At 53.4% G+C, this 26,977-nt stretch carries 20 protein-coding genes, 1 tRNA gene and 3 rRNA genes; 17 read left to right on the forward strand and 7 right to left on the reverse strand.

Annotation, left to right across the window (positions count from 1 at the left end):
* Nucleotides 1-3: 3 nt before the first annotated feature.
* The 7 genes from ACMGGR_RS21380 to rbsR all read left to right on the forward strand — a co-directional run bounded on the left by ACMGGR_RS21380 (nucleotide 4) and on the right by rbsR (nucleotide 6,833).
* Nucleotides 4-777 carry a (S)-acetoin forming diacetyl reductase gene (locus ACMGGR_RS21380; RefSeq protein WP_246760348.1) on the forward strand — a complete coding sequence of 258 codons (774 nt, stop codon included), beginning with the start codon at nucleotides 4-6 and terminating at the stop codon, nucleotides 775-777.
* A 261-nt stretch (nucleotides 778-1,038) separates the two neighbouring features.
* The gene (rbsD, locus tag ACMGGR_RS21385) at nucleotides 1,039-1,458 is read left to right on the forward strand and encodes a D-ribose pyranase (RefSeq protein ID WP_246760349.1); all 420 of its coding nucleotides are present in this window, start codon (nucleotides 1,039-1,041) and stop codon (nucleotides 1,456-1,458) included.
* Nucleotides 1,459-1,465: 7 nt separating this feature from the next.
* On the forward strand, nucleotides 1,466-2,977 hold the full coding sequence (gene rbsA / locus ACMGGR_RS21390; RefSeq protein ID WP_414149016.1) for a ribose ABC transporter ATP-binding protein RbsA: 1,512 nt from the start codon (nucleotides 1,466-1,468) through the stop codon (nucleotides 2,975-2,977).
* On the forward strand, nucleotides 2,974-3,936 hold the full coding sequence (rbsC, locus tag ACMGGR_RS21395; RefSeq protein WP_246760350.1) for a ribose ABC transporter permease: 963 nt from the start codon (nucleotides 2,974-2,976) through the stop codon (nucleotides 3,934-3,936). Before rbsA ends, rbsC begins: the two co-directional genes overlap by 4 nt.
* Before the next feature lie 19 nt (nucleotides 3,937-3,955).
* Nucleotides 3,956-4,837, forward strand: coding sequence for a ribose ABC transporter substrate-binding protein RbsB (gene rbsB / locus ACMGGR_RS21400; protein ID WP_246760351.1), 882 nt, complete (start codon nucleotides 3,956-3,958; stop codon nucleotides 4,835-4,837).
* A 61-nt stretch (nucleotides 4,838-4,898) separates the two neighbouring features.
* Entirely contained in the window at nucleotides 4,899-5,828 is a 930-nt protein-coding gene (rbsK, locus tag ACMGGR_RS21405; protein ID WP_414147818.1) for a ribokinase, read from the forward strand.
* 3 nt (nucleotides 5,829-5,831) lie between these two features.
* Nucleotides 5,832-6,833 carry a ribose operon transcriptional repressor RbsR gene (gene rbsR / locus ACMGGR_RS21410; RefSeq protein WP_414147819.1) on the forward strand — a complete coding sequence of 334 codons (1,002 nt, stop codon included), beginning with the start codon at nucleotides 5,832-5,834 and terminating at the stop codon, nucleotides 6,831-6,833.
* On the opposite strand, the gene mdtD is transcribed toward rbsR, so the two are convergent.
* Nucleotides 6,830-8,233, reverse strand: a complete 1,404-nt coding sequence (gene mdtD, locus ACMGGR_RS21415; protein ID WP_246760353.1) for a multidrug transporter subunit MdtD — start codon at nucleotides 8,231-8,233, stop codon at nucleotides 6,830-6,832. The two genes, rbsR and mdtD, sit on opposite strands and share 4 nt — an antisense overlap.
* A 559-nt stretch (nucleotides 8,234-8,792) precedes the next feature.
* On the opposite strand from mdtD, the gene ACMGGR_RS21420 reads away from it, so the two are divergent.
* From ACMGGR_RS21420 to rrf, 4 genes are all read left to right on the forward strand, one after another.
* Nucleotides 8,793-10,334: ribosomal RNA gene (locus ACMGGR_RS21420) — 16S ribosomal RNA — on the forward strand.
* Nucleotides 10,335-10,421: 87 nt separating this feature from the next.
* Nucleotides 10,422-10,496: transfer RNA gene (locus tag ACMGGR_RS21425), tRNA-Glu, on the forward strand.
* Between the two features lie 218 nt (nucleotides 10,497-10,714).
* Nucleotides 10,715-13,616, forward strand: a 23S ribosomal RNA gene (locus ACMGGR_RS21430).
* A gap of 103 nt (nucleotides 13,617-13,719) precedes the next feature.
* Nucleotides 13,720-13,835: ribosomal RNA gene (rrf, locus tag ACMGGR_RS21435) — 5S ribosomal RNA — on the forward strand.
* The 16S, 23S and 5S rRNA genes sit together here with 1 tRNA gene alongside, the layout of an rRNA operon.
* A 103-nt stretch (nucleotides 13,836-13,938) precedes the next feature.
* Here the strand turns inward: rrf and mobB are convergent.
* Both mobB and mobA read right to left on the reverse strand, forming a co-directional pair.
* Nucleotides 13,939-14,460: a molybdopterin-guanine dinucleotide biosynthesis protein MobB gene (mobB, locus tag ACMGGR_RS21440; RefSeq protein ID WP_246761709.1), complete on the reverse strand. Its 522-nt coding sequence runs from the start codon at nucleotides 14,458-14,460 to the stop codon at nucleotides 13,939-13,941.
* Nucleotides 14,457-15,041 (reverse strand): molybdenum cofactor guanylyltransferase MobA, encoded by a 585-nt coding sequence (mobA, locus tag ACMGGR_RS21445; RefSeq protein ID WP_414147820.1) that lies wholly within the window; start codon nucleotides 15,039-15,041, stop codon nucleotides 14,457-14,459. Before mobA ends, mobB begins: the two co-directional genes overlap by 4 nt.
* A 75-nt stretch (nucleotides 15,042-15,116) precedes the next feature.
* Between mobA and ACMGGR_RS21450 the strand changes: the two genes are divergently transcribed.
* The 4 genes from ACMGGR_RS21450 to polA all read left to right on the forward strand — a co-directional run bounded on the left by ACMGGR_RS21450 (nucleotide 15,117) and on the right by polA (nucleotide 20,326).
* Nucleotides 15,117-15,386, forward strand: a complete 270-nt coding sequence (locus ACMGGR_RS21450) for a YihD family protein (protein ID WP_246761704.1) — start codon at nucleotides 15,117-15,119, stop codon at nucleotides 15,384-15,386.
* Between the two features lie 74 nt (nucleotides 15,387-15,460).
* Nucleotides 15,461-16,453 (forward strand): serine/threonine protein kinase, encoded by a 993-nt coding sequence (locus ACMGGR_RS21455; RefSeq protein ID WP_414147821.1) that lies wholly within the window; start codon nucleotides 15,461-15,463, stop codon nucleotides 16,451-16,453.
* A 46-nt stretch (nucleotides 16,454-16,499) separates the two neighbouring features.
* Nucleotides 16,500-17,129, forward strand: a complete 630-nt coding sequence (dsbA, locus tag ACMGGR_RS21460) for a thiol:disulfide interchange protein DsbA (protein WP_246761700.1) — start codon at nucleotides 16,500-16,502, stop codon at nucleotides 17,127-17,129.
* A gap of 410 nt (nucleotides 17,130-17,539) precedes the next feature.
* A complete protein-coding gene (gene polA / locus ACMGGR_RS21465) occupies nucleotides 17,540-20,326 on the forward strand; it encodes a DNA polymerase I (protein ID WP_246761698.1) in 2,787 nt (928 codons plus the stop codon).
* 383 nt (nucleotides 20,327-20,709) lie between these two features.
* Here the strand turns inward: polA and yihA are convergent, their stop codons facing one another.
* The gene (gene yihA / locus ACMGGR_RS21470; protein ID WP_246761697.1) at nucleotides 20,710-21,345 is read right to left on the reverse strand and encodes a ribosome biogenesis GTP-binding protein YihA/YsxC; all 636 of its coding nucleotides are present in this window, start codon (nucleotides 21,343-21,345) and stop codon (nucleotides 20,710-20,712) included.
* 557 nt (nucleotides 21,346-21,902) lie between these two features.
* Between yihA and yihI the strand changes: the two genes are divergently transcribed.
* Nucleotides 21,903-22,424 (forward strand): Der GTPase-activating protein YihI, encoded by a 522-nt coding sequence (gene yihI / locus ACMGGR_RS21475; RefSeq protein WP_414147822.1) that lies wholly within the window; start codon nucleotides 21,903-21,905, stop codon nucleotides 22,422-22,424.
* 251 nt (nucleotides 22,425-22,675) lie between these two features.
* Nucleotides 22,676-24,043 carry an oxygen-independent coproporphyrinogen III oxidase gene (gene hemN / locus ACMGGR_RS21480; RefSeq protein ID WP_414147823.1) on the forward strand — a complete coding sequence of 456 codons (1,368 nt, stop codon included), beginning with the start codon at nucleotides 22,676-22,678 and terminating at the stop codon, nucleotides 24,041-24,043.
* A gap of 105 nt (nucleotides 24,044-24,148) precedes the next feature.
* On the opposite strand, the gene ACMGGR_RS21485 is transcribed toward hemN, so the two are convergent.
* The 3 genes from ACMGGR_RS21485 to glnL all read right to left on the reverse strand — a co-directional run bounded on the left by ACMGGR_RS21485 (nucleotide 24,149) and on the right by glnL (nucleotide 26,841).
* Nucleotides 24,149-24,265 (reverse strand): YshB family small membrane protein, encoded by a 117-nt coding sequence (locus ACMGGR_RS21485; protein ID WP_246761692.1) that lies wholly within the window; start codon nucleotides 24,263-24,265, stop codon nucleotides 24,149-24,151.
* A gap of 109 nt (nucleotides 24,266-24,374) precedes the next feature.
* A complete protein-coding gene (gene glnG / locus ACMGGR_RS21490) occupies nucleotides 24,375-25,784 on the reverse strand; it encodes a nitrogen regulation protein NR(I) (protein ID WP_246761690.1) in 1,410 nt (469 codons plus the stop codon).
* A gap of 7 nt (nucleotides 25,785-25,791) precedes the next feature.
* Nucleotides 25,792-26,841, reverse strand: a complete 1,050-nt coding sequence (gene glnL, locus ACMGGR_RS21495; protein WP_246761688.1) for a nitrogen regulation protein NR(II) — start codon at nucleotides 26,839-26,841, stop codon at nucleotides 25,792-25,794.
* Nucleotides 26,842-26,977 lie beyond the last annotated feature (136 nt).

Raw genomic sequence — 26,977 nt, forward strand, 5'->3', positions numbered from 1 at the left:
AAGATGAAAACGAAAGTAGCCTTAGTGACAGGTAGCGGTCAGGGAATCGGTAAAGCCATTGCGCTGCGTCTGGCAAAAGATGGTTTTGCCGTTGCGGTTGCCGACTTTAATGCGCAAACCGCGCGTCAGGTCGCTGACGAGATCGCCAGCGCAGGCGGCAAAGCTATCGCAGTGACCGTCGATGTATCAAAGCGCGATCGGGTCTTCGCGGCGGTTGAGCAGGCGCGCAAAGAGCTGGGCGGTTTTGACGTTATCGTCAATAACGCAGGCGTAGCGCCTACCACGCCAATTGAAGAGATCACGGAAGAAACGGTCGATAAAGTTTACGATATTAACGTAAAAGGCGTGATCTGGGGCATGCAGGCGGCCATTCAGGCGTTTAAAGCGGAAGGGCACGGCGGCAAAATTATTAATGCCTGTTCGCAAGCGGGCCACGTTGGCAATCCGGAACTGGCTGTCTACAGCTCCAGTAAGTTTGCGGTGCGTGGACTGACGCAAACGGCCGCGCGCGACCTGGCGTCGGCAGGCATTACCGTTAACGCCTACTGCCCCGGCATTGTCAAAACGCCGATGTGGGACGAAATCGACCGTCAGGTTTCCGAAGCGGCGGGTCAGCCGCTGGGTTACGGCACCGCGGAATTTGCCAAACGCATCACGCTGGGCCGCCTGTCAGAACCGGAAGATGTATCGGCCTGCGTCTCTTTCCTGGCAGGGCCTGACTCGGATTATATGACCGGGCAATCGCTGTTAATTGATGGCGGCATGGTCTTTAACTGATTTATGCGCCAGCCGCTACCGTGCGGCTGGCTTTTTGTCTCGTAGAAGCTTTCAGCTGTAAACCCGTTTTTTGATGCCTTTTCAGCTACCGCTACAAACCGCACTGTTTCTGTCACGACCGGATATTGCCCCTCATTCTCCCCTGTCGCAAATTTAGCGAAACGTTTCGATAGCGATCACATTTCCATAAATTGCCAATTGTATTCCGCCAGGGTTTTTTTACACTGCCGGTTAGCGAAACGTTTCGCTCTGGAGTGAAAGATGAAAAAAGGCGCTTTACTGAATTCTGCAATTTCGTCCCTGGTTTCCCGCCTGGGCCATACCGACACGTTAACTATCGGCGATGCCGGTCTGCCCATTCCAGCCGGGCCGGAGCGTATCGACCTGGCGCTGACTAACGGTATACCCGGCTTTATGCAGGTGGTAAAAACCGTCACTGAAGAGATGCAGGTTGAGAGCGCCATCATCGCGGAGGAGATTAAATCTCATAACCCACAGCTTCATGACGAGCTTTCTGCTCTGCTCGACTTACTGCAACAACGCCAGGGAAATACCATCTCTGTTCAATACGTTACGCATCAGCAGTTCAAACAGTTAACGCAGCACAGCCAGGCGGTGATCCGCAGCGGAGAATGTTCGCCCTATGCGAATATTATCCTTAGCGCTGGCGTTACTTTCTGAGGCCGCCATGCAACCTTTACTGCAACTTCAGGGCATTGAAAAATCCTTTCCGGGCGTGAAAGCACTGTCCGGCGCGGCGCTGGCGGTCTATCCCGGTCGCGTGATGGCGCTGGTCGGTGAAAACGGTGCCGGAAAATCCACCATGATGAAAGTCATGACCGGCATCTACGCGCGCGACGCGGGTTCCATTAAATGGCTGGGGGAAGAGGCCAACTTTAGCGGGCCGAAGGCGTCTCAGGAAGCCGGCATTGGCATCATCCACCAGGAACTGAATCTAATTCCGCAGCTTAGCGTGGCGGAAAACATCTTTTTAGGGCGCGAGTTCGTCAACGCTTTTGGCGCTATCCGCTGGAAACAGCTCTATGCCGAAGCGGATCGGCTGCTGCAGCGGCTCAACCTGCGTTTCAGCAGTCACAAGCTGGTGGGCGATCTGTCGATTGGCGATCAGCAAATGGTCGAAATAGCCAAGGTGCTGAGCTACGAGTCCAGAGTCATCGTAATGGATGAACCTACCGATGCGCTGACCGATACCGAGACGGCCTCGCTGTTTCGCGTCATCCGCGAGCTGAAAGCGCAAGGCTGCGGCATTGTTTATATCTCCCATCGCATGAAAGAAATCTTTGAAATTTGCGATGACGTAACGGTGTTCCGCGATGGCCAGTTTATTGCCGAAAGAGCCGTCGACACGCTGGATGAAGAAACGCTGATTGAGATGATGGTCGGCCGCAAGCTGGAAGAACAGTATCCAAGGCTGGATAAGGCATCGGGCGACATTCGTTTAACCGTCGAAAACCTCAGCGGGCCTGGCGTGAACGACGTGAGCTTTACGCTACGCAAAGGCGAAATTCTTGGCGTGGCCGGATTAATGGGCGCTGGCCGTACCGAGCTGATGAAAGTGCTGTATGGCGCGTCTCAACGCAGCGGCGGCAGCGTCACGCTGGAAGGGAAAAAGATAACCACGCGCACGCCGGAAGAGGGGTTGCGTAACGGCATCGTGTATATCTCTGAAGATCGTAAGCGCGACGGACTGGTGCTGGGTATGTCGGTGAAAGAGAACATGTCTTTGACCGCGCTGGACTATTTTAGCCACGCTGGCGGCCGCTTAAAGCACGCCCAGGAACAGCTGGCAGTCAGCGATTTTATCAAGCTGTTTAAGGTAAAAACGCCGTCGATGGAGCAGCCGATTGGCCTGCTGTCGGGCGGAAACCAGCAAAAGGTTGCTATCGCGCGCGGGTTGATGACGCGCCCTAAGGTACTGATTCTGGATGAGCCGACGCGCGGCGTGGATGTGGGCGCCAAGAAAGAGATTTATCAGTTAATCAATCAGTTTAAAGAAGAAGGGCTGAGTATCATTTTAGTCTCTTCAGAAATGCCGGAAGTGCTGGGTATGAGCGATCGCGTGCTGGTGATGCACGAAGGTCGTCTGAGCGGCGATTTTCCGATTGAACAGGCCAGCCAGGAACGTCTGATGGCGGCGGCAGTAGGCAAGCAACATAGCGCGGAGCTGGTAACACCATGAGTACTCAAACCCTTCAGGCCAGCAGGATCTTTAGCAAGGCCTGGCTGCTGGAACAGAAATCGTTAATCGCGCTGGTAGTGCTGATCGCCGTGGTCGCCAGCCAGAGCCCAAACTTTTTTACCGTGAACAATATGTTCAACATTCTTCAGCAGACGTCGGTTAACGCCATTATGGCGGTTGGCATGACGCTGGTGATCCTGACTTCCGGTATCGATCTTTCGGTAGGATCGCTACTGGCGCTGACCGGGGCGGTGGGCGCTTCGCTGGTGGGAATAGAAGTCAACGCGTTGGTGGCGGTGGCGGCCTCGCTGGCGCTGGGCGCGCTGATCGGGGCGGTGACCGGCACCATAGTGGCAAAAGGCAAGGTGCAGGCGTTTATCGCGACGCTGGTAATGATGCTGTTGCTGCGCGGCGTGACCATGGTTTACACCAACGGCAGCCCGGTTAACACCGGTTTTAACGATAACGCCGATCTGTTTGGCTGGTTTGGCATCGGGCGGCCGCTGGGCATTCCAACGCCGGTCTGGCTGATGGCGCTCACCTTTCTGCTGGCGTGGTACATGCTGCACCATACTCGCCTGGGTCGCTACATCTATGCACTTGGCGGCAACGAGGCGGCTACAAGGCTATCGGGCATCAGCGTTAACCGCGTCAAAATCATCGTTTACGCGCTGAGCGGCATGCTGGCGGCGCTGGCGGGCACTATCGAAGTGGCTCGTCTCTCTTCTGCACAGCCAACGGCGGGAACGGGTTACGAACTGGATGCTATCGCCGCGGTTGTGCTGGGCGGTACCAGCCTGGCAGGCGGAAAAGGCCGCGTGATGGGCACGCTGGTTGGCGCGCTAATTCTCGGCTTCCTGAATAACGGACTGAATCTGCTTGGCGTCTCGTCCTACTACCAAATGATTGTGAAAGCCGTCGTTATTCTGCTGGCGGTGCTGGTCGATAACAAAAAATAACTCCCTACAGGAACCGATAATGAAAATGACTAAACTGACGGCGCTGGCGGTTCTGCTTGGCGCAACCCTTAGCGCTAACGCGCTGGCAAAAGATACGCTGGCGCTGGTGATCTCCACGCTGAACAATCCCTTTTTCGTTTCGTTAAAAGATGGCGCGCAGAAAGAAGCGGACAAGCTGGGTTACAACCTGGTGGTGCTGGATTCACAGAACAACCCGGCAAAAGAGTTGGCCAACGTGCAGGATCTCTCCGTGCGCGGCACAAAGCTGCTGCTGATTAACCCAACCGATTCCGATGCGGTCGGCAACGCGGTGAAAATGGCGAATCAGGCCAATATCCCGGTTATCACGCTCGACCGCGTTGCGGCACAGGGTAAAGTGGTTAGCCACGTTGCCTCAGATAACCGTTTAGGCGGCAAAATGGCCGGCGACTACATTGCGCAGCGCGTTGGCGAAAAGGCCAAAATCATTGAGCTGGCCGGGATTGCCGGAACCTCTGCGGCTCGCGAGCGCGGCGAAGGCTTTAAAACGGCGGCCGATGCGCATAAATTTGTTATCCTTGCCAGCCAGCCCGCAGATTTCGATCGCACCAAGGGTCTGAACGTCATGCAGAACCTGCTGACCGCCCATCCGGACGTGCAGGCAGTGTTTGCGCAAAACGATGAAATGGCATTAGGTGCGATGCGCGCATTGCAAACGGCAGGCAAATCTGATGTGGTAGTAGTCGGCTTCGACGGCACCGCGGACGGCGTAAAAGCCGTACAGGGCGGTAAACTTGCCGCTACCGTGGCGCAGCAGCCGGAGCAAATCGGCGTTATCGGCGTGCAAACGGCCGATAAAGTGCTGAAGGGCCAGCAGGTTCAGGCTATCAACCCCGTTGACCTGAAGCTGGTCACTAAATAAATCAAAGAAAAGCATGGCACGCGCCACCTCTTGCAGGTGGCGCCTTTTTCTGGACGATCCCATGACTAAAATCGGCAGGCTGGCGGTACTCGGCAGCATCAACGCAGACCATATTCTCAATCTGGCTACCTTTCCTCGTCCCGGCGAAACGGTGATCGGGAAACAGTATCAGGTTGCCTTTGGCGGTAAAGGCGCTAATCAGGCCGTCGCGGCCGGACGCAGCGGCGCAGAGATTACCTTTATTGCCTGCACGGGCGACGACGATGTCGGGCAACGTATTCGCCAGCAGCTGGCAGACGATCGGATTGATGTCTCTTGCGTCGAGGCGATAGCGGACGAATCCACCGGCGTTGCGCTGATCTTTGTGAATGAAGATGGCGAAAACAGCATCGCTATTCATGCAGGCGCCAACGCTTGCCTGACGCCCAAGCTGGTGGAAAAGCAGCAGCAGGTTATCGCCAGCGCGGACGCATTGCTGATGCAGCTGGAGTCGCCGCTCGAAAGCGTGCTGGCGGCGGCAAAAATTGCGCATCAGCATCAAACCAAAGTGATCCTTAATCCGGCTCCGGCCACGCCGCTTTCCGATGAGCTGCTGGCGCTGGTGGATATGATTACGCCAAACGAAACCGAAGCGGAAATCCTGACGGGTGTGCCGGTTGCCTCGGATGAGGATGCCGCTCGCGCAGCAGCGGTACTACACGGTAAAGGGATTCATAGCGTGTTGATTACCCTGGGCAGCCGCGGCGTATGGCTTAGCGAAGCCGGTCAGGGGCAACGCATCCCCGGCTTTAAAGTACAGGCGGTAGATACTATCGCAGCGGGCGATACCTTTAATGGCGCGTTAATGACCGCGCTGCTGGAAGGGAAGCCGATGCCGCAGGCGGTCCGTTTTGCTCATGCGGCAGCGGCTATTGCGGTGACTCGTGCCGGCGCGCAGCCTTCGGTGCCGTGGCGAGAAGAAACCGATCGCTTTTTGCAGCAGCAGGAGTAGCTCGTGCCTACCATGAAAGATGTCGCTCGCCTGGCGGGCGTGTCGACATCCACCGTTTCCCACGTCATTAACAATAACCGCTTCGTCAGTGAATCAGTGCGGGAGAAAGTCACTTCGGCCATTACGGCTTTGAACTATGCACCTTCTGCCCTGGCCCGTAGCCTGAAACTCAATCAGACCCGAACTATCGGCATGCTGCTGACTGCCAGCAGCAACCCTTTCTATTCGGAAGTGGTACGCGGCGTAGAGAGAAGTTGCTATGAGCGTGACTACAGCCTGGTGTTGTGTAACACCGATGGCGATGAAAACAGAATGAACCGCAGTCTGGAAACGCTGCTGCAAAAGCGAGTCGATGGCTTGCTGATTATGTGTACGGAAAGCCATCTTCCTTCACCGGACATTCTTAACCGTTATCCGGCTATACCTACCGTAATGATGGACTGGTCTCCTTTTGACGGCGGCAGCGATATTATCCAGGACAACTCGCTGTTGGGTGGGGAAATGGCCACGCGCTATTTGATCTCCCGTGGCTATAACCGTATCGCCTGTATCGCTGGCCCGCAGGATAAGACCCCCGCCCGCTGGCGGCTGCAAGGCTTTTATCAGGCAATGTCGCGTGCAGGGTTGAACGTTCCCCCGGGCTATGTCGTTACCGGTGATTTTGAATTTCAGGGCGGCTACAACGCAATGAATCAGCTGTTAGCGTTAAATCCACGGCCGGAAGCGGTTTTTACCAGTAATGATGCGATGGCCGTAGGCGTTTATCATGCGCTTTATCAGGCGGGGCTTTCCGTTGCCAAAGATGTGGCGGTAATAGGCTACGACGATATTGAACTGGCCCGCTATATGACGCCGCCGCTCACGACTATTCATCAGCCGAAAGATGAGCTGGGCGAACTGGCCATTGATACGTTGATTCATCGTATGGCCGATCCCGACGGCAGCCAGCAGCTGCTGGTGCTGACGCCGGAACTGGTCGAACGTGGTTCAGTAGCGGAGCGTTAAGCGCCTTTTTTACGCTTTTCGCGGTTGGAGATTAAATGCCTGCCGTCGCCGGGCTTCAGCAACATAAATACCAGACCGGAAAACACCGTGACTATCCCCATCGTCAGGAAGGTGGCATGAAAGTGATCGACGGTCGTGCCGTCAAAGTTTTCATAAAATCGTAAAACGGCCGCGCTGACCGCCACGCCAAAGCTAATCGCCAGCTGCTGGGTTACGGCAAGCATGCTGTTACCGCTGCTGGCATTACTGTCATTTAAGTCCGCTAACGTGATGGTGTTCATAGCCGTAAACTGGGTAGACATTGCCATGCCCAGCACAAACAGCGGCAGTAGCAGTATCGCCAGGCCTGCTGCTGGCGTTTGCAGTGAGAAGCTGGCAACCAGCACCCCAATAATAACGCTGATTCCCGTTAAGGTTTTGCGGTAACCGAACCAGCGCAATACCTGGGTTACCGTAGACTTAGCCAGAATAGAACCCAGCGCGGTTGGTGCCATCATGCAGCCCGCAAGAATAGCAGAGTAACCAAACCCAACCTGTAACATCAGCGGCATAAGGAAAGGAATACTGCCGGTACCCAGACGCGAAGCTATGTTGCCGAGAATGCCTACCGAGAAAGTACGGGTTTTGAACATTGGCAAAGGGATAAGCGGCGTGGGGTGGCGGCGTGCGTGCACTATATAGAGAAGAAGTAAAAGAATACCGCCGCAGGTTACCGCCAGGGCCAGGCTGGTGGCGACAATCTTCTCGCCGAAAAGCTCAATGCCGCTGGAAAGCAACACTAGTCCGATGCCAAACAGAATAAAACCCAGCACATCGAAACGGCGTCGCGGGGTGGTGAAGTCCGGCATATATTTTCGCGCATAGACAATCCCTAAAATCCCCATTGGAATATTAATCAGGAAGATCCAGTGCCAGGTTGCCCAGGTAACCAGCACGCCGCCCAGTAGCGGGCCAAGAACCGGGCCGACCAGACCGGGCATGGTTACAAAGTTCAGTACGGGCAGCAGTTCACTACGTGGATAAGCTCTTAGTAATGCCAGCCTGGCAACGGGCATCATCATCGCGCCGCCTACCCCCTGCACTATCCTGAAGACAACCAGCATTGTCAGGTTGGCAGAAAGCGCACAGGCCAGCGAACCGAGCGTAAATAAAGAAACGGCGGTGATAAACACTTTTCGCGTGCCGAAGCGATCGGCTAGCCAGCCGCTTACTGGGATCAACATAGCGACAGTAAGGGTGTAGCTGATAACGGCGGATTGCATCGCCAGAGGAGAACGGTTAAGGCTTAAGGCGATAGCGGGAAGAGCAGTATTCAGTATCGTGGCATCCAGCGCTTGCATAAAGAAAGCCATTGCGGCGATCCACGGAAGTCCGGCCATACTGCGCGCGGATTTAATCATTGGGCATCCTTCTCAGTCATTATTGCCATTGCCGATATGACAACCCTGCAAAGTAAAAAGAAAAGAATAGCACCGCGAAGCGGCATGGCGTGACGCTTATAAAGGTGAATAGCGCGTAATTTGCTGGTTAAATATTCTCAAAATGTACGCTTATTGCGCTGTTGTTGAAAAAAGAAACGGTCGAAAGTTTTTTTCAAATAAAAACTTGTCAGCCGTCGAGAACTCCCTATAATGCGCCTCCATCGACACGGAACAACGGCTTACGAGTCGCCGGGTTGAGAGGTTCAGGAAGCTGAACCGCCGGAGAAAAACTTCTCAAAAAGAAGTTGACTCTGAAGGAGGAAAGCGTATTATACGCCACCTCGCAGTAAGTCGCCACGGCGCTTACCGCAACGCTCTTTAACAATTTATCAGACAATCTGTGTGGGCACTCGCAGGATTGATATCAGCGTCTCCGGACGCAAAAAAATATCAAGTCTTAAGAGTGAACACATAATGAAAATTCATTATGACGTTTTACACTTGAGCATCGCTGAACTTGTTTCAGCAAATCAAACTTAAATTGAAGAGTTTGATCATGGCTCAGATTGAACGCTGGCGGCAGGCCTAACACATGCAAGTCGAACGGTAGCACAGAAGAGCTTGCTCTTCGGGTGACGAGTGGCGGACGGGTGAGTAATGTCTGGGGATCTGCCCGATAGAGGGGGATAACCACTGGAAACGGTGGCTAATACCGCATAACGTCGCAAGACCAAAGAGGGGGACCTTCGGGCCTCTCACTATCGGATGAACCCAGATGGGATTAGCTAGTAGGTGGGGTAACGGCTCACCTAGGCGACGATCCCTAGCTGGTCTGAGAGGATGACCAGCCACACTGGAACTGAGACACGGTCCAGACTCCTACGGGAGGCAGCAGTGGGGAATATTGCACAATGGGCGCAAGCCTGATGCAGCCATGCCGCGTGTATGAAGAAGGCCTTCGGGTTGTAAAGTACTTTCAGCGGGGAGGAAGGGATGGAGCTTAATACGCTCTGTCATTGACGTTACCCGCAGAAGAAGCACCGGCTAACTCCGTGCCAGCAGCCGCGGTAATACGGAGGGTGCAAGCGTTAATCGGAATTACTGGGCGTAAAGCGCACGCAGGCGGTCTGTCAAGTCGGATGTGAAATCCCCGGGCTCAACCCGGGAACTGCATTCGAAACTGGCAGGCTAGAGTCTCGTAGAGGGGGGTAGAATTCCAGGTGTAGCGGTGAAATGCGTAGAGATCTGGAGGAATACCGGTGGCGAAGGCGGCCCCCTGGACGAAGACTGACGCTCAGGTGCGAAAGCGTGGGGAGCAAACAGGATTAGATACCCTGGTAGTCCACGCCGTAAACGATGTCGACTTGGAGGTTGTGCCCTTGAGGCGTGGCTTCCGGAGCTAACGCGTTAAGTCGACCGCCTGGGGAGTACGGCCGCAAGGTTAAAACTCAAATGAATTGACGGGGGCCCGCACAAGCGGTGGAGCATGTGGTTTAATTCGATGCAACGCGAAGAACCTTACCTGGCCTTGACATCCACGGAATTTGGCAGAGATGCCTTAGTGCCTTCGGGAACCGTGAGACAGGTGCTGCATGGCTGTCGTCAGCTCGTGTTGTGAAATGTTGGGTTAAGTCCCGCAACGAGCGCAACCCTTATCCTTTGTTGCCAGCGATTCGGTCGGGAACTCAAAGGAGACTGCCGGTGATAAACCGGAGGAAGGTGGGGATGACGTCAAGTCATCATGGCCCTTACGGCCAGGGCTACACACGTGCTACAATGGCGCATACAAAGAGAAGCGACCTCGCGAGAGCAAGCGGACCTCATAAAGTGCGTCGTAGTCCGGATCGGAGTCTGCAACTCGACTCCGTGAAGTCGGAATCGCTAGTAATCGTGGATCAGAATGCCACGGTGAATACGTTCCCGGGCCTTGTACACACCGCCCGTCACACCATGGGAGTGGGTTGCAAAAGAAGTAGGTAGCTTAACCTTCGGGAGGGCGCTTACCACTTTGTGATTCATGACTGGGGTGAAGTCGTAACAAGGTAACCGTAGGGGAACCTGCGGTTGGATCACCTCCTTACCTGAAGATACCTTCCCGCGTAGTGCTCACACAGATTGTCTGATAGAAACGTTAGAGCAAGACGGCTGCGAAGTCGCGACACCCCGTGTCCCCTTCGTCTAGCGGTTAGGACTCCGCCCTTTCACGGCGGCAACAGGGGTTCGAATCCCCTAGGGGACGCCACTTGCTTGGTGACAGGTGAAAGGTGTCTCCACGAAGTATCTCAAAACTGGCTTACGAGCCACGTTTGAGATATTTGCTCTTTAACAATCCGGAACAAGCTGAAAATTGAAACGACGCGTCGCGTTCATTCTCCGTAATAAGAATGAACAAAGCGATGTGGTCGAGTCTCTCAATGCCTGCAACAGCAATGTGTCTTTCGGGACGCTTGTGGGTTGTGAGGTTAAGTGACTAAGCGTACACGGTGGATGCCCTGGCAGTCAGAGGCGATGAAGGGCGTGCTAATCTGCGATAAGCGTCGGTAAGGTGATATGAACCGTTACAACCGACGATACCCGAATGGGGAAACCCGGTGCACTTGTGCATCATTGCAGCATGAATACATAGTGCTGCAAGGCGAACCTGGGGAACTGAAACATCTAAGTACCCAGAGGAAAAGAAATCAACCGAGATTCCCCCAGTAGCGGCGAGCGAACGGGGAACAGCCCGGAACCATCATCAGTTTGTGTGTCAGTGGAAGCGTCTGGAAAGTCGCAGGGTACAGGGTGATACTCCCGTACACGAAGATACACTTGCTGTGAGTTCGAAGAGTAGGGCGGGACACGTGATATCCTGTCTGAAGATGGGGGGACCATCCTCCAAGGCTAAATACTCCTGACTGACCGATAGTGAACCAGTACCGTGAGGGAAAGGCGAAAAGAACCCCGGCGAGGGGAGTGAAACAGAACCTGAAACCGTGTACGTACAAGCAGTGGGAGCACCCTTGTGGTGTGACTGCGTACCTTTTGTATAATGGGTCAGCGACTTATATTCTGTAGCAAGGTTAACCGTATAGGGGAGCCGCAGGGAAACCGAGTCTTAACTGGGCGTTAAGTTGCAGGGTATAGACCCGAAACCCGGTGATCTAGCCATGGGCAGGTTGAAGGTTGGGTAACACTAACTGGAGGACCGAACCGACTAATGTTGAAAAATTAGCGGATGACCTGTGGCTGGGGGTGAAAGGCCAATCAAACCGGGAGATAGCTGGTTCTCCCCGAAAGCTATTTAGGTAGCGCCTCGTGAATTCATCTCCGGGGGTAGAGCACTGTTTCGGCTAGGGGGCCATCCCGGCTTACCAACCCGATGCAAACTGCGAATACCGGAGAATGTTATCACGGGAGACACACGGCGGGTGCTAACGTCCGTCGTGAAGAGGGAAACAACCCAGACCGCCAGCTAAGGTCCCAAAGTCATGGTTAAGTGGGAAACGATGTGGGAAGGCACAGACAGCCAGGATGTTGGCTTAGAAGCAGCCATCATTTAAAGAAAGCGTAATAGCTCACTGGTCGAGTCGGCCTGCGCGGAAGATGTAACGGGGCTAAACCATGCACCGAAGCTGCGGCAGCGACACTATGTGTTGTTGGGTAGGGGAGCGTTCTGTAAGCCGTCGAAGGTGGCCTGTGAGGGCTGCTGGAGGTATCAGAAGTGCGAATGCTGACATAAGTAACGATAAAGCGGGTGAAAAGCCCGCTCGCCGGAAGACCAAGGGTTCCTGTCCAACGTTAATCGGGGCAGGGTGAGTCGACCCCTAAGGCGAGGCCGAAAGGCGTAGTCGATGGGAAACAGGTTAATATTCCTGTACTCGGTGTTACTGCGAAGGGGGGACGGAGAAGGCTATGTTGGCCGGGCGACGGTTGTCCCGGTTTAAGCGTGTAGGCTGAGCATCCAGGCAAATCCGGATGCTTAAGGCTGAGGCGTGACGACGAGGCACTACGGTGCTGAAGTAACAGATGCCCTGCTTCCAGGAAAAGCCTCTAAGCTCCAGGTAACACAGAATCGTACCCCAAACCGACACAGGTGGTCAGGTAGAGAATACCAAGGCGCTTGAGAGAACTCGGGTGAAGGAACTAGGCAAAATGGTGCCGTAACTTCGGGAGAAGGCACGCTGGCGCGTAGGTGGAGGGACTTGCTCCCCGAGCCGAAGCCAGTCGAAGATACCAGCTGGCTGCAACTGTTTATTAAAAACACAGCACTGTGCAAACACGAAAGTGGACGTATACGGTGTGACGCCTGCCCGGTGCCGGAAGGTTAATTGATGGGGTTATCCGCAAGGAGAAGCTCTTGATCGAAGCCCCGGTAAACGGCGGCCGTAACTATAACGGTCCTAAGGTAGCGAAATTCCTTGTCGGGTAAGTTCCGACCTGCACGAATGGCGTAATGATGGCCAGGCTGTCTCCACCCGAGACTCAGTGAAATTGAACTCGCTGTGAAGATGCAGTGTACCCGCGGCAAGACGGAAAGACCCCGTGAACCTTTACTACAGCTTGACACTGAACATTGAGCCTTGATGTGTAGGATAGGTGGGAGGCTTTGAAGCGTGGACGCCAGTCTGCGTGGAGCCATCCTTGAAATACCACCCTTTAACGTTTGATGTTCTAACCTGGCGCCGTAATCCGGCGTGGGGACAGTGTCTGGTGGGTAGTTTGACTGGGGCGGTCTCCTCCCAAAGAGTAACGGAGGAGCACGAAGGTCAGCTAATCACGGTCGGACATCGTGAGGTTAGTGCAATGGCATAAGCTGGCTTGACTGCGAGAGTGACGGCTCGAGCAGGTGCGAAAGCAGGTCATAGTGATCCGGTGGTTCTGTATGGAAGGGCCATCGCTCAACGGATAAAAGGTACTCCGGGGATAACAGGCTGATACCGCCCAAGAGTTCATATCGACGGCGGTGTTTGGCACCTCGATGTCGGCTCATCACATCCTGGGGCTGAAGTAGGTCCCAAGGGTACGGCTGTTCGCCGTTTAAAGTGGTACGCGAGCTGGGTTTAGAACGTCGTGAGACAGTTCGGTCCCTATCTGCCGTGGGCGCTGGAGAATTGAGAGGGGTTGCTCCTAGTACGAGAGGACCGGAGTGAACGCACCGCTGGTGTTCGGGTTGTCACGCCAGTGGCATTGCCCGGTAGCTAAGTGCGGAAAAGATAAGCGCTGAAAGCATCTAAGCGCGAAACTTGCCTCGAGATGAGTTCTCCCTGTGGCTTTACGCCACCTGAAGGGACGTTGAAGACGACGACGTTGATAGGCCGGATGTGTAAGCGCAGCGATGCGTTGAGCTAACCGGTACTAATGACCCGTGAGGCTTAACCTTACAACGCCAGAAGCGTTCTGGCAGTGTTGAGAGACACACAATTTTCAGCTTTGTTCCCGGATAACTTTGCGCGGCCCGCGGGCGGCGTGAAGAACAGAATTTGCCTGGCGGCTTTAGCGCGGTGGTCCCACCTGACCCCATGCCGAACTCAGAAGTGAAACGCCGTAGCGCCGATGGTAGTGTGGGGTCTCCCCATGCGAGAGTAGGGAACTGCCAGGCATCAGACTGCGATAACCCTGACCTCACGGTCAGGGTTTTTTGCATTGGCGCGCCGGGAAACCTTCATCGCCCGCCACTGGCTCTTGTTTCTGCTCTGCGATTGCTAAATATCCTCATACGTCTGCTTTTTCAGCCAGGCCGCAATAAAATCCACCACGCTTTCTGGACTATTCAAATCCAGCCAGGGGACACCTAGCGAGAGCTTTGCATCACTGGCCACCGCAATCACATAATGGTCCAGTGTCGCCGGCAATGGTTTCCCTGAGGCTTCACGATGCAAAACAATCTTTGCCACCGGTTCGTCTTTGAATCCCTCGATCAAAATTATATCCAGTAAAGAAGCATCCATTCGGCTTGCCAGGTAGGCAAGATCCAGCTCCTGCGGTTCAGGCGTTTCCGTCATTAATGCCCAGCGCTGCTGGCTGGCAACCAGAACCTGGTTAGCTCCCGCTTTGCGTAGTTCATAGCTATCTTTACCTGGCTTATCGACTTCCATGTCATGGTGAGTATGCTTAATCAGCCCACACCGTATCCCTCTATCCTGCATCACTGGAATAAGCTGTTTCAGCAGCGTAGTTTTACCCGTGCCGCTGAGCGCGGCCAGCGCTAGCAAAGGCACCTTCACTGTATGCCTCCTGATAAATCCTCAGGCCGATTAATATTCATAAAAGCCTCAGCGTTATTAAACAACACGCTATGTCCACCACTGTTTTTTAGGAAAAACATTACTTTACGCTCACCACGCTGCAAAAAATCCGTTAACGATTTTACCAGACTTTTATGCAGCAGCAGGGTGGCAGGATGGTCGCGTTCGGCCGTACGTGCCCAAACCGCCAGTGCTTCTCCTTTTTGTTGCCACAGCTGCGCTGCAAGATCCTCGGGCAATTCAGGGACATCACAAGGCGTAAAAAGCAGCCATTCGCTGTTGATTGTTTGCAGCGCCGCCAGCATGCCTGCCAGTGGACCCGGGAAGTCAGGCAAGGAATCAGTAATAACGGGCAGGCCGCTTTGCTGATATTCCATCAGGTTACGGTTAGCGCTGATATAAACAGTATTGACCTGCGGCTGTAAGCGTTGGAGAACGTGCTGATAAAGGGGTTTTCCCCGATACAACACCAGGCCTTTATCTGTTCCGCCCATGCGGCTACCGCGCCCTCCGGCTAAAATCACGCCTGTTATTGATGCCGGGATACCGGAAAAACTCATGCGTATTACACCCTCTTTTTTTGTGGGTTTAACCCTGTTACCGTAACGGGAACGTAATCAAACAGGAACCGAACTATGAAATGCCATCGTCTTAACGAACTGATATCACTGCTGCAGCCAGCCTGGCAACAGGATCCCGATTTAAATCTGGTGCAATTTTTACAGAAAATGGCGGACGAAGCCGGATTTACTCACCCTCTGGAAGAACTAACGGATGACGTCCTGATTTACCATCTTAAAATGCGCAATACAGATAAAAATGAAGAAATTCCGGGAATTAAGAAAGATTATGAAGAGGATTTCAAAACGGCCTTACTCCGCGCTCGCGGTGTAATCAAAGATTAAGCCTATCTGTTCATCCGTCATCCGGGCGTTTAATGATATTCTCAACGCATTGCGAACCGCTATGAGTATGCCGGATGACAGAACCCGCTTTTAATTTTCAAAACCTCAATCCTGACACAATCCTTGATGCGCTTTGGGAGACGGGAATTCGGGTAGAATCCGGACTAACCGCGCTAAACAGTTACGAAAATCGCGTATACCAGTTCTCTGACGATGACAAAAAACGCTACGTCGTTAAGTTCTATCGTCCACAACGCTGGTCACAGCAGCAGATCGAAGAAGAACATCAGTTTACCGTCCAGCTGCTGGCTGATGAACTGCCTGTTGCGGCTCCGCTGGCGCTACAGGGGAAAACCTTGCACCAGCACGATGGCTACCTGTTCACCGTGTTCCCCAGCCTCGGTGGCCGCCAGTATGAGACGGATAATTACGATCATCTGGAATGGGTCGGGCGTTATCTGGGACGTATGCACCAGACTGGGCGAAAAAGCCTGTTTGCCGCTCGTCCCACTATTGGACTGGAAGAGTATATTGTTGAACCGCTCCAGATACTTGAAGCCAGTACCTTAATACCCGCTAAGCTGAAAGAGAATTTATTAGCCAGCGTCCGCCTGATCGGCACAACTTTACAAAAGAGCTGGCATACTCAGTGGCAGCCGCTTCGCCTGCACGGTGACTGTCATCCGGGTAATATTTTATGGCGTGACGGCCCGTTCTTTGTCGACCTTGACGATGCGCGAAACGGCCCGGCCATTCAGGATCTGTGGATGCTGGTTAACGGCGATATTCAGGAACAGCGTATCCAGTGGGATATATTGCTGGAAGCTTATAGTGAATTCAGTGAGTTCGACACACATGAATTGTCACTGATTGAGCCTTTACGCGCCATGAGGATGGTTTATTATCTGGCGTGGATTGTCAGGCGCTGGCAAGATCCCGCGTTTCCAGCCAGTTTTCCCTGGATGAGAGACGAGGATTTCTGGCGCAGGCAAATTGCTATTTTCAACGAGCAGGCCCGGCTGTTGCAGGAGCCACCTCTGCAGCTGACGCCCGCATTCCAGGGCTGATCGCCTTTTCCGGTCAGCTTTTTTTGCAGTCAGGAGAGAGTTTCAGATGAAAAAGATTTTATTCGCGCTGGTAGGTGTTTTTCTGGCATTCAGCGCGTCAGCTGCCCAGTTTACTGACGGCAAGCAGTATGTGACGCTACAGAAGCCTGTCGCGGGCGAACCGAAGGTTCTTGAGTTCTTCTCTTTCTACTGCCCACACTGCTATGAATTCGAACACGTCTGGCACGTTAGCGACGCCGTAAAGAAAAACCTGCCTGCCGATGCTAAAGTCACCAAATATCACGTTGAGTTCCTTGGCGGCGATATGGGTAAAGTAGTGACTCAGGCATGGGCTGTGGCCATGGCGCTGGGCGTAGAAGACAAAGTGACCGCGCCGATTTTTGACGGCATTCAGAAAAGCCAGACCATTACCGATCCGGCCAGCCTGAAAGACGTTTTTGTAAAAGCTGCCGGTATCAAGCCGGAAGAGTATGATGCAGCCTGGAACAGCTTCGTGGTGAAATCTCTGGTTGCCCAGCAGGAAAAAGCGGCGGTAGACGTCGATCTGCGTGGCGTACCGGCTATGTTCGTTAACGGCAAATATATGGTTAACAACGGCGGCCTGGATACCAGCTCAATGGATAACTATACGCAGCAGTATGCCAACGTCGTTAAATTCCTTTTGACGCAGAAATAAGCTCCGCTGCCACGGCGCGTTTCAGCGCCGTGGCGTTCAGATAATTCTCTCTTATTTACCCGTAAAATAGCCGTCCCGCGATCTCCATTTTCTTTGACGATCTAAAACGATCGTTGATACACATAATTTATATCCACATTTATTCAAATTAAGCGATCGCGTAATTTTCGGCTGATCCTTTTATTAACTATTTGAATATAATGTATTTTATTTCTGTGCTGCTCTTTTTCAAAACAATGAATTTATCTGCTATGAAATTTACGCACAAAGTTATCCACAGCAATTGATTGCGAAACCTGCCGCAAAAGCAACATTTCAGGGCGTTTAATCTGCGCAGAGATTTCATATTTCAGGCATAGCTGTGGCATCCTTACCTCATTGCAAAAAAATAACCAGGAACGTGACACCCAATGGCAAAAATCGCAGAAAACCCGCTTATTCTGGTAGATGGCTCTTCTTATCTTTACCGTGCGTATCACGCGTTTCCTCCGCTGACGAACAGTGCCGGCGATCCTACCGGGGCGATGTATGGCGTTCTTAACATGCTGCGCAGCCTGCTGCTGCAATATAAGCCAAGCCATGTTGCGGTCGTGTTCGATGCCAAAGGAAAAACGTTCCGTGACGAGCTTTTTGAGCATTACAAGTCTCACCGTCCGCCTATGCCTGACGACCTGCGCGCCCAGATTGAGCCTTTGCACAATATGGTCCGGGCTATGGGGCTGCCGCTGCTGGCGGTTTCAGGCGTAGAAGCGGATGACGTCATTGGCACACTGGCGCTGGAAGCCGGAAAGAAAGGCATTCCGGTTTTAATCAGCACTGGCGATAAAGATATGGCGCAGCTGGTTACGCCCGATATCACGCTGATCAATACCATGAACAATGCCATCCTTGGCCCGGAAGAAGTGGTCGAGAAGTACGGCATCCCACCGTCACTGATTATCGATTTTCTGGCGCTAATGGGAGACTCTTCGGATAACATTCCAGGCGTGCCGGGCGTCGGCGAGAAAACCGCGCAGGCGCTGCTGCAGGGTCTTGGGGGTATCAAAGATATCTACGATAACCTGGATAAAGTTGCCGATCTTTCCTTCCGCGGTGCCAAAACCATGGCGGCTAAGCTGGAGCAGAATAAAGAGGTCGCATTTCTGTCTTACCAGCTGGCCACCATTAAAACGGACGTTGAGCTGGAACTCGGTTGCGAAGCGCTAACCGTTAATGAACCTGCGGCTGAAGAGCTGCTGGCGCTGTTCCGCCGTTATGAATTCAAGCGCTGGATCACCGATGTAGAAGAAGGGAAATGGCTACAGGGTAAAAGAAGCGGTGCCGCCGCGCAGCCAGCACTGGCCGCGCAACCTGAGGTTCAGCCGGAGGTTACCAGCATTCTGGCCACAGACGGCTATGTAACCATTCTCGATGAAGCCACTTTTGCCGACTGGCTACAAAAATTGCAGAGCAGCACGCTCTTTGCTTTCGATCTGGAAACGGACTCGCTGGATACGTTAAGCGCCAATATCGTCGGTATCTCTTTTGCCGTGGCGCCGGGTGAAGCTGCCTATTTGCCTGTCGCCCATGATTATCTGGATGCGCCTGAACAGCTGGATCGTAAAGCCGTACTTGAACGCCTGAAGCCGCTGCTGGAAGACCAGAATCTGTTTAAGGTAGGTCAGAACCTCAAATACGATCGCGGCGTGCTGAACAATTACGGAATCGAATTACAGGGTATCAAGTTTGACACCATGCTGGAGTCCTATGCGCTAAACAGCGTAGCAGGCCGTCACGATATGGATACCTTAGCTTCGCGCTGGCTGAATCATAAAACCGTTACTTTCGAAGAGATTGCCGGCAAAGGTAAAAAACAGCTGACGTTTAATCAGATAGCGCTGGAGCAGGCGGCGCATTACGCGGCGGAAGATGCCGACGTCACGCTCCAGCTGCATCTTAAAATGTGGTCAGAGCTGGAAAAAGAGCAGGGGCCAAAAGAGGTTTTTGAAAATATCGAAATGCCGCTGGTGACGGTTATTTCGCGTATTGAGCGCAACGGTGTGCTGATTGACCAGGCAATCCTGGCAAAACATTCGCAGGAGCTAACCACGCGTCTGGCAGAACTGGAGACAAAGGCGCACGAGCTGGCGGGCGAACCTTTCAATCTTTCTTCAACCAAACAGCTGCAAACTATTCTGTTTGAGAAACAAGGCATCAAACCGACTAAAAAGACGCCGGGCGGCGCACCCTCCACCAGCGAGGAAGTGCTGGCCGAGCTGGCGCTGGATTATCCATTGCCGAAAGTGATCCTCGAGCATCGTGGTCTGTCCAAGCTGAAGTCGACCTATACCGACAAGCTGCCGTTAATGATCAACCCGTTAACCGGGCGCGTACATACTTCCTATCATCAGGCCGTAACAGCCACGGGCCGCCTCTCTTCTACCGATCCTAACCTGCAAAATATTCCCGTGCGGAATGAGGAAGGGCGTCGCATTCGCCAGGCTTTCATCGCATCAAAAGGTCATCAGATCCTGGCTGCGGACTATTCTCAGATTGAACTGCGCATCATGGCGCATCTTTCCCAGGATAAAGGGCTGCTCAGCGCCTTCTCTGCGGGTGAAGATATTCACCGCGCTACGGCAGCAGAAGTTTTTGGCATGGCGCTGGATAAAGTGACGGGCGAGCAGCGCCGTAGCGCAAAAGCGATTAACTTTGGTCTGATTTACGGCATGAGCGCCTTCGGTCTTTCCCGCCAGCTCAATATTGGCGCTGGCGAGGCAAAAAAATATATGGAGCTTTATTTCGAACGTTATCCCGGCGTGCTGGAATATATGGAAAGCACGCGTCAGCAGGCGGCCGCAAAAGGTTACGTCTCCACGCTGGATGGCCGTCGCCTCTATTTGCCGGACATCAAGGCCAGCAACGCGATGCGCCGTAAAGCAGCAGAACGAGCGGCGATTAACGCACCAATGCAGGGCACGGCGGCCGATATCATTAAGCGAGCTATGATTGCCGTGGATGGCTGGCTGACGCCGCAGGCCGATCCGGATGTCAAAATGATTATGCAGGTACACGATGAACTGGTGTTTGAAGTGAAGACGTCAGAAGTCGAAGCGGCAACGATCAAAATCCGTGAGCTAATGGAAAACAGCATGCAGCTGGATGTACCGCTGCGCGTTGACGTTGGCGTTGGCCACAACTGGGATGAAGCACACTGATAATTAAGTAAAATCGCGGCAAGGCGGGTGGTTTACTGCCTTGCTGTCGATTGCTCGTTAAGGTGCTAATAATTACCCATTCCGCGCGTCCATTTTTGAGCGCGATAAATTGTTATCCCCAAAGCATTTTTTTTGCAGTATGGCTACAGGCAATGCTGTTTTATGTGAACTATCTTGGATAACAATGCGGATTTTGTGAAAAATAACGGCAAAAAACCCTTTTTAGGCCTGAAAAAATCATGTAGAGTTGAAGTTGTAGGGTACAGAGGTAAGATGTTCTATCTTTCAGACCTTTTACTTCACGTAATCGGATTTGGCTGAATATTTAGCCGCCCCAGTCGTTATGACTGGGGCGTTTTTTATTGGATTTTTTCAGCAGCCCATCAGGCTTCCGGCAGCGACTCTTCGCTGGACGGTGGGATTTCGCTAAACCAGCTGTCCAGCTTCAGACGAAGCTTATCAACGCCGATTTTCTTCAGAGAAGAGAACGCTTCTACCTGCACATCGCCTGGAAAACCTTTAGCGGCTTCGCGTACCATATTCAGCTGCGCCTTACGCGCGCCGGAAGCCAGCTTGTCGGCTTTGGTCAACAGCACCAGCACCTGAATGCCGCTCTGTACCGCCCACTGGATCATCTGCTGGTCCAGATCCTTTAACGGATGGCGAATATCCATCAGGACGACCAGCCCTTTCAGACAGTCGCGCATTTGCAGATACTCCGCCAGCGAGCGCTGCCATTTCAGCTTCATCTCTTCGGGAACTTCCGCATAACCGTAGCCGGGCAGATCCACCAGGCGATAGCCTTCAGCCACCTGAAACAGATTGATTAACTGCGTCCTGCCCGGCGTTTTACTGGTGCGGGCCAGGCTTTTTTGATTGGTCAGCGTATTCAGCGCGCTGGATTTCCCCGCATTGGAACGACCGGCAAACGCGACTTCAATACCGATATCGGCTGGAAGGTGACGAATGTCAGGCGCGCTGGTAACAAAGTGGGTAACGTGATAATTCCAGCCAGACAAGATAAAAACTCCAGATAATAAGAATAATTGCGCAGAGTATACCTTGTATAGATTAAAAGCGCCCGACAGGACACGATGCCGCAGAGGCTTTGTAAGAGATCGCCCATATCTTTTGCCAGAACTTTACTTTTTTTTATCTGAGCTCGACATTCAAAGTAATTTATTATCAGGAACTTATTAAATTGGTGCCAAAGAAAAATAAAATTTTTTCTGAAGTCGCCTTGTGAGTTTTGTGATATCGACTACATTAGTTGTCAGAGCCAGGGCGGCTCGCTTCAGGATGAAGTGCTCAGGGGACATCAGGATGGTGCAGAGCAGGGAAGGAAAATATCGAGGGATGCGATTCATCTGAAGGAAAGGACTACGTCCATGAAGGACGACGCGGCAATGGAAAACCGGGAAGTTGGCTGCTAAAAAGGATGCTGACTTAGTCAGTCCTTCTACGGAAGGTGTGAAAAAAGGCGACAGGGTGACCTGGCGCCTTTTTTCTTTGTCTGCTTTCTGCTAGATTCCGCCGCAATTCTATACTGAAGATAAATAGTCTGAGAGCAGAAACCATGAAGCAACCTGCACGCGATCCACAGAAAAAACCGGCGGCAAAAACGAAACGCAAAACGCGCGATGAAATCAATACTGAAGCGCGCGATCGCAAGCGTGATAAGAAGCATCGCGGTAACGCCTCCGGTAGCCGTGCCAATCCGGTCACCACAGCGAAGAAAAACGGCGGAAGCGCCACAGACAAAGACCCGCGTATCGGCAGTAAAAAGCCTGTCGCGCTGGGTGCGGCTGTGCCCGTAGCGGCAAAACCGGTGAAAAAAGCGAAGCCGCAGGAAGAGAAAAAGCCTCGCCTGACGCCAGAAGAAGAGCTGGCTAAGCTTGAAAATGACGAACGTCTGGACCTGTTGCTGGATCGCCTGGAAAATGGCGAAACGCTGAAGGCAGAAGATCAGGCATGGCTGGATCAGACGCTTGACCGCATTGATACGCTGATGGAACAGCTGGGCATCGCCCTGGATGACGATGTTGAGGATGAAGAAGCCGAAGAAGATATGTATCGCCTGCTTAAGGGCGGCAACTAATCTGGCGCTTTTAGACTTAATATCAGAGCGACGCTGAAAGGCGTCGCCTCTGCAAAAGGTTTCTCTGGCGATGATTTGGCCTGGATCAATTTATCTGCTGATTCTTCTGCTCTGCGGCGGCTGGCTCTTCGTTAAACTACGGCGTCTGTCCCGGCTGAAAAATCGGCTGCGCAGAACGACCGTCTTTTCGCCTTCGCGCGCTATTCCCATCCGACGGTCGGCATCCAGACGCCAACGCAGGAGAGAATACCGTGACGCAGATAATTGAGTGGGACACCGTCCTGCTGCAAAAATATAATATCTCTGGCCCTCGTTACACCTCTTATCCTACCGCGCTGGAGTTCAGCGGAAACTATCAGGAAGCGGACTTTATCCGCGCCAGCCAGCGCCATCCCGATCTGCCGCTGTCGCTTTATATCCATATTCCCTTTTGTCACCGGCTTTGCTACTTCTGCGGCTGCAACAAGGTTGTGACTCGCCACGCCCATAAAGCTGATGAGTATCTTCAGGCGCTGGCGCTCGAAATCAAAGCCCGTGCCGGACTGTTCAGCAATCGCATCGTTACGCAGATGCACTGGGGCGGCGGCACACCTACTTTTCTGAACAAAGCGCAGATCGCCAGACTGATGGCGCTGTTGCGCCAGCATTTTACCTTTAGCGATAGCGCCGAACTTTCTATTGAGGTCGACCCGCGTGAAATTGCGCTGGAGGTGATCGACCATCTGTATGCGCTTGGCTTCAACCGCCTGAGCATGGGCGTGCAGGATTTTAATAAGGAAGTGCAGCAAAAAGTTAACCGCGTTCAGGACGAACAAACAATAGTGGCGTTGCTTGAGCGCGCCAGGCTGGTGGGTTTCCGCTCGGTTAATCTTGATTTGATCTACGGTTTACCGAAACAGACGCCGGAAAGCTTTGCTTTTACCCTACAAAAAATCATTGGACTGAATCCTGACCGGCTAAGCGTGTTCAACTATGCGCATATGCCTGACCACATTGCCGCCCAGCGCAAAATCAAGGAGGCCGATCTGCCCGATTCCCGGCAAAAGCTGGCTATCCTGCAGCAGTCCATAGCCACGCTGACCGCGGCAGGCTACCAGTTTATCGGCATGGACCACTTTGCCCGCCAGGATGACGAACTGGCGATTGCGCAACGTGAAGGGAAGCTGCACCGCAATTTCCAGGGCTATACCACCCAGGGCGAGAACGATTTGCTGGGCCTGGGCGTGTCGGCCATCAGCATGATCGGCGACAGCTATGCGCAAAACCAGAAAGAGTTAAAAAGCTGGTATGCCGCCGTGGCTGCACAAGAAACGGCCTTGTGGCGCGGCGTAGAGTTATCAGCTGATGACAAACTGCGTCGGGACGTGATTAAAACGCTGATGTGTAATTTTTCGCTTAATTTTGCAGATTTTCAGGCAGAAGGCAGGCGCTTTACCGAGTATTTTGCGGAAGATCTGGCGCTGCTTGCACCGCTGGTGGCGGACGGACTGGTCAAGCGCCATGAGAAGGGCCTTCAGGTCACCGCTAAAGGGCGTTTACTGGTCAGGAATATCTGCATGTGCTTCGATAGCTATCTGCGGCAGCAGGCGCGCAGGCAGCAGTTTTCGCGGGTTATCTGAATCGTGCAGGCTGGCCATCAGCTGATGCGGCCAGGTGACTTTGGATGGAGATAAAAAAGCCGGGAACGGCTGCGCTCCCGGCTTTTTGTATGCTGAACCTTATTCTTAGCCAGAAAGATTCAGCATGATAGCGCACAGCACGGCGGCTATGGCAGTTTGCGGAGAATGCGCCGCGCCCGTCTGCGCATAGTGCGTCACAAGATGGATTAACGATTCCAGCATGATCTTCCTCCCGGTAATCGTTCAGAATGATACTGACTGGCATCGCCGTGTAAAGTCGAAAAAGCATAAAAAATGTGCGGTCTGCCGTCTTTTTATGCTTCATCTTTCTTTACTCCATTCCCAGTTCCTTCAGCTTGCGCGTCAGCGTATTACGGCCCCATCCCAACAGGCGCGCCGCTTCCTGCTTATGGCCTTGAGTGTGACGTAAAGCCGTCGTCAGCAGCGTGCGCTCCATCTCCGGCTGTGCTTCTGACAACAGGTTTTGATGACCGGAACGCAGGGCGCGATCGGCCCACTGCGCCAACAGCGTAGCCCAGCTGTCCGGCAGCGACTGTACCGGATTGTCCGGCGTAGAGGTCTCAAACAGTTCGGGCGGCAGATCCTGAATCAAGACTTCCTGGCCTGCGGCCATTACCGTTAACCAGCGACAGGTGTTTTCCAGCTGGCGCACGTTGCCTGACCAGTGAAGCCGGGTTAACGCCGTTTCGGTTTCCGGATGCAGGATTTTTGCTTCTACGCCCAGCTCACGCGCGGCTTCCTGCAGGAAGTAACCTGCCAGCCGGGGAATATCTTCACGACGTTCACGCAGCGGCGGAAGATGCACGCGGATAACGTTCAGGCGGTGAAAAAGGTCTTCACGGAATTTACCTTCCTGAACCCTGAGCTCCAGATTCTGGTGGGTTGCCGCGATAATCCGCACGTCCACTTTTACCGGAGCATAGCCGCCAACCCGATAAAACTGTCCGTCTGCCAGCACGCGCAGCAACCTGGTCTGTACGTCCAGTGGCATATCACCGATTTCGTCCAGAAACAGCGTGCCGCCATCGGCCTGTTCAAAGCGGCCCTGACGGATCTGGTTCGCACCGGTAAACGCGCCTTTTTCGTGGCCGAAAAGCTCCGATTCAATCAAATCTTTCGGAATAGCAGCCATGTTCAGGGCGATAAACGGTGCTTTGGCGCGTGGGCTGTGTCGATGCAGCGCATGGGCTACCAGCTCTTTACCCGTACCCGATTCGCCATTGATTAATACGCTTATCGACGAGCGAGAGAGACGGCCAATAATGCGGAAAACATCCTGCATCGCTGGCGCTTCGCCGATGATATCGGTTGTTGGGCCGCTTACCGGCTGATTGCGCGGCTGCTGCTGCTCCTGATAGTGGCTGATGGCGCGTTCTACCAGCGCGACGGCCTCATCAATATCGAAAGGTTTAGGCAGGTAATCAAACGCGCCCTGCTGATAGGCACTGACGGCAGCATCCAGATCTGAGTGCGCGGTCATGATGATGACCGGCAGCATAGGGTGACGCTGCTTAATCTGCTTGAGTAGCGCCAGCCCGTCCATGCCGGGCATACGAATATCAGAAAGTAAAACGTCCGGGGTTTTGGTGGCCAGGGCATCCAGCACCTCATTACCGCTGTCAAAAGTGGCACAGCTTAAACCGGCTCCAGTGAGCGCGCGTTCAAGCACCCAGCGGATGGAACTATCGTCATCGACGATCCAGACTATCCCTCGTTGCATAGAAACCTCACTGGCGAATAGGCAAAAATATGGAGAATTCGGTGTGGCCAGGCCAACTGTTAAATTCGATTTTTCCTGAATGCTGGTCAATCAGGCTGCGGGCTATCGACAGACCCAGGCCGGTACCGCCTTCGCGTCCGCTCACCATGGGATAAAACAGCGTATCCTGCAGCTGTGACGGGATGCCGGGGCCGTCATCTTCGATATCAATACGCGCGACCAGACGGTAACGAACCCCGTGCAGCGTCAGCTGAAAAGCGGTTCGGGTACGCAGCGTAATAGAGCCGCCGCTTTCGCCCAGAGCCTGTAGCGCATTGCGGACAACGTTCAGCAGAACCTGCTCAATCTGATCGGGATCGTGCGGCAGTTCCGGCAGGCTGGGATCGTAATCACGAATCAGCTTTACGTTATCAGGCAGCTCCATCGACACCAGATTAACGATGCGTTCCGCGACCTGATGAATGCTTTGCGTTACGTGCATGCCCGGCTGCTGTGGGCCAAGCAGGCGATCGACCAGATTGCGCAGGCGATCCGCCTGTTCAATAATGACTTTGGTATATTCCGTTAGGGAAGGATCGGGCAAGGCTCTGGCCAGCAGCTGTGCCGCGCCGCGTAATCCACCCAGCGGGTTTTTAATCTCATGAGCCAGCCCACGCACTAAATCCCGTGCGGCGACCTGCTGGGCGTGCTGTATCTGCTCCTGGCTAAGGCGTCGCTGATTATCCATCGGCGCCATTTCCAGCAGGATTAAGCCATCGGGAAGCAGCTGTGCCGTTAGCGACATAATATGCGCACGGCTGTCGACCACCAGCGTCACCTCGCTGTCGGTAAAGCCCTGGCCGGCATTCAGGCTCTCGCGCATTACCTCGATATTCAGCGAAAAATAGCCCATCAAATCCGGTAGCGGCGTGCCGAAGAGTTTACGCGAGCTTTGCGCCAGCAGCTGCTGGGCGGCCGGGTTGGCGTAATGCACCACCAGCTCGGTATCAACCAGCAAAATACTGTTAATTAAAGAATTGAGAATCTGCCCAGCATCGGGCGGCGTGCCAGTTGCCATACAGCCTTCTCCTGCACCATTTCAGTGCATTATAGCCACCAAACCCGGTATTCGTCTGTCTGAACCCTGAATTTGCGGCGAAAAAAGCCCATCCGGAGATGGGCTGAAAATTTCCACGGCAAAACCCCGGCGTCTT

Origin of the sequence: Erwinia sp. BNK-24-b, assembly GCF_047456155.1 — a bacterium.
Lineage (GTDB): Bacteria > Pseudomonadota > Gammaproteobacteria > Enterobacterales > Enterobacteriaceae > Erwinia > Erwinia phyllosphaerae.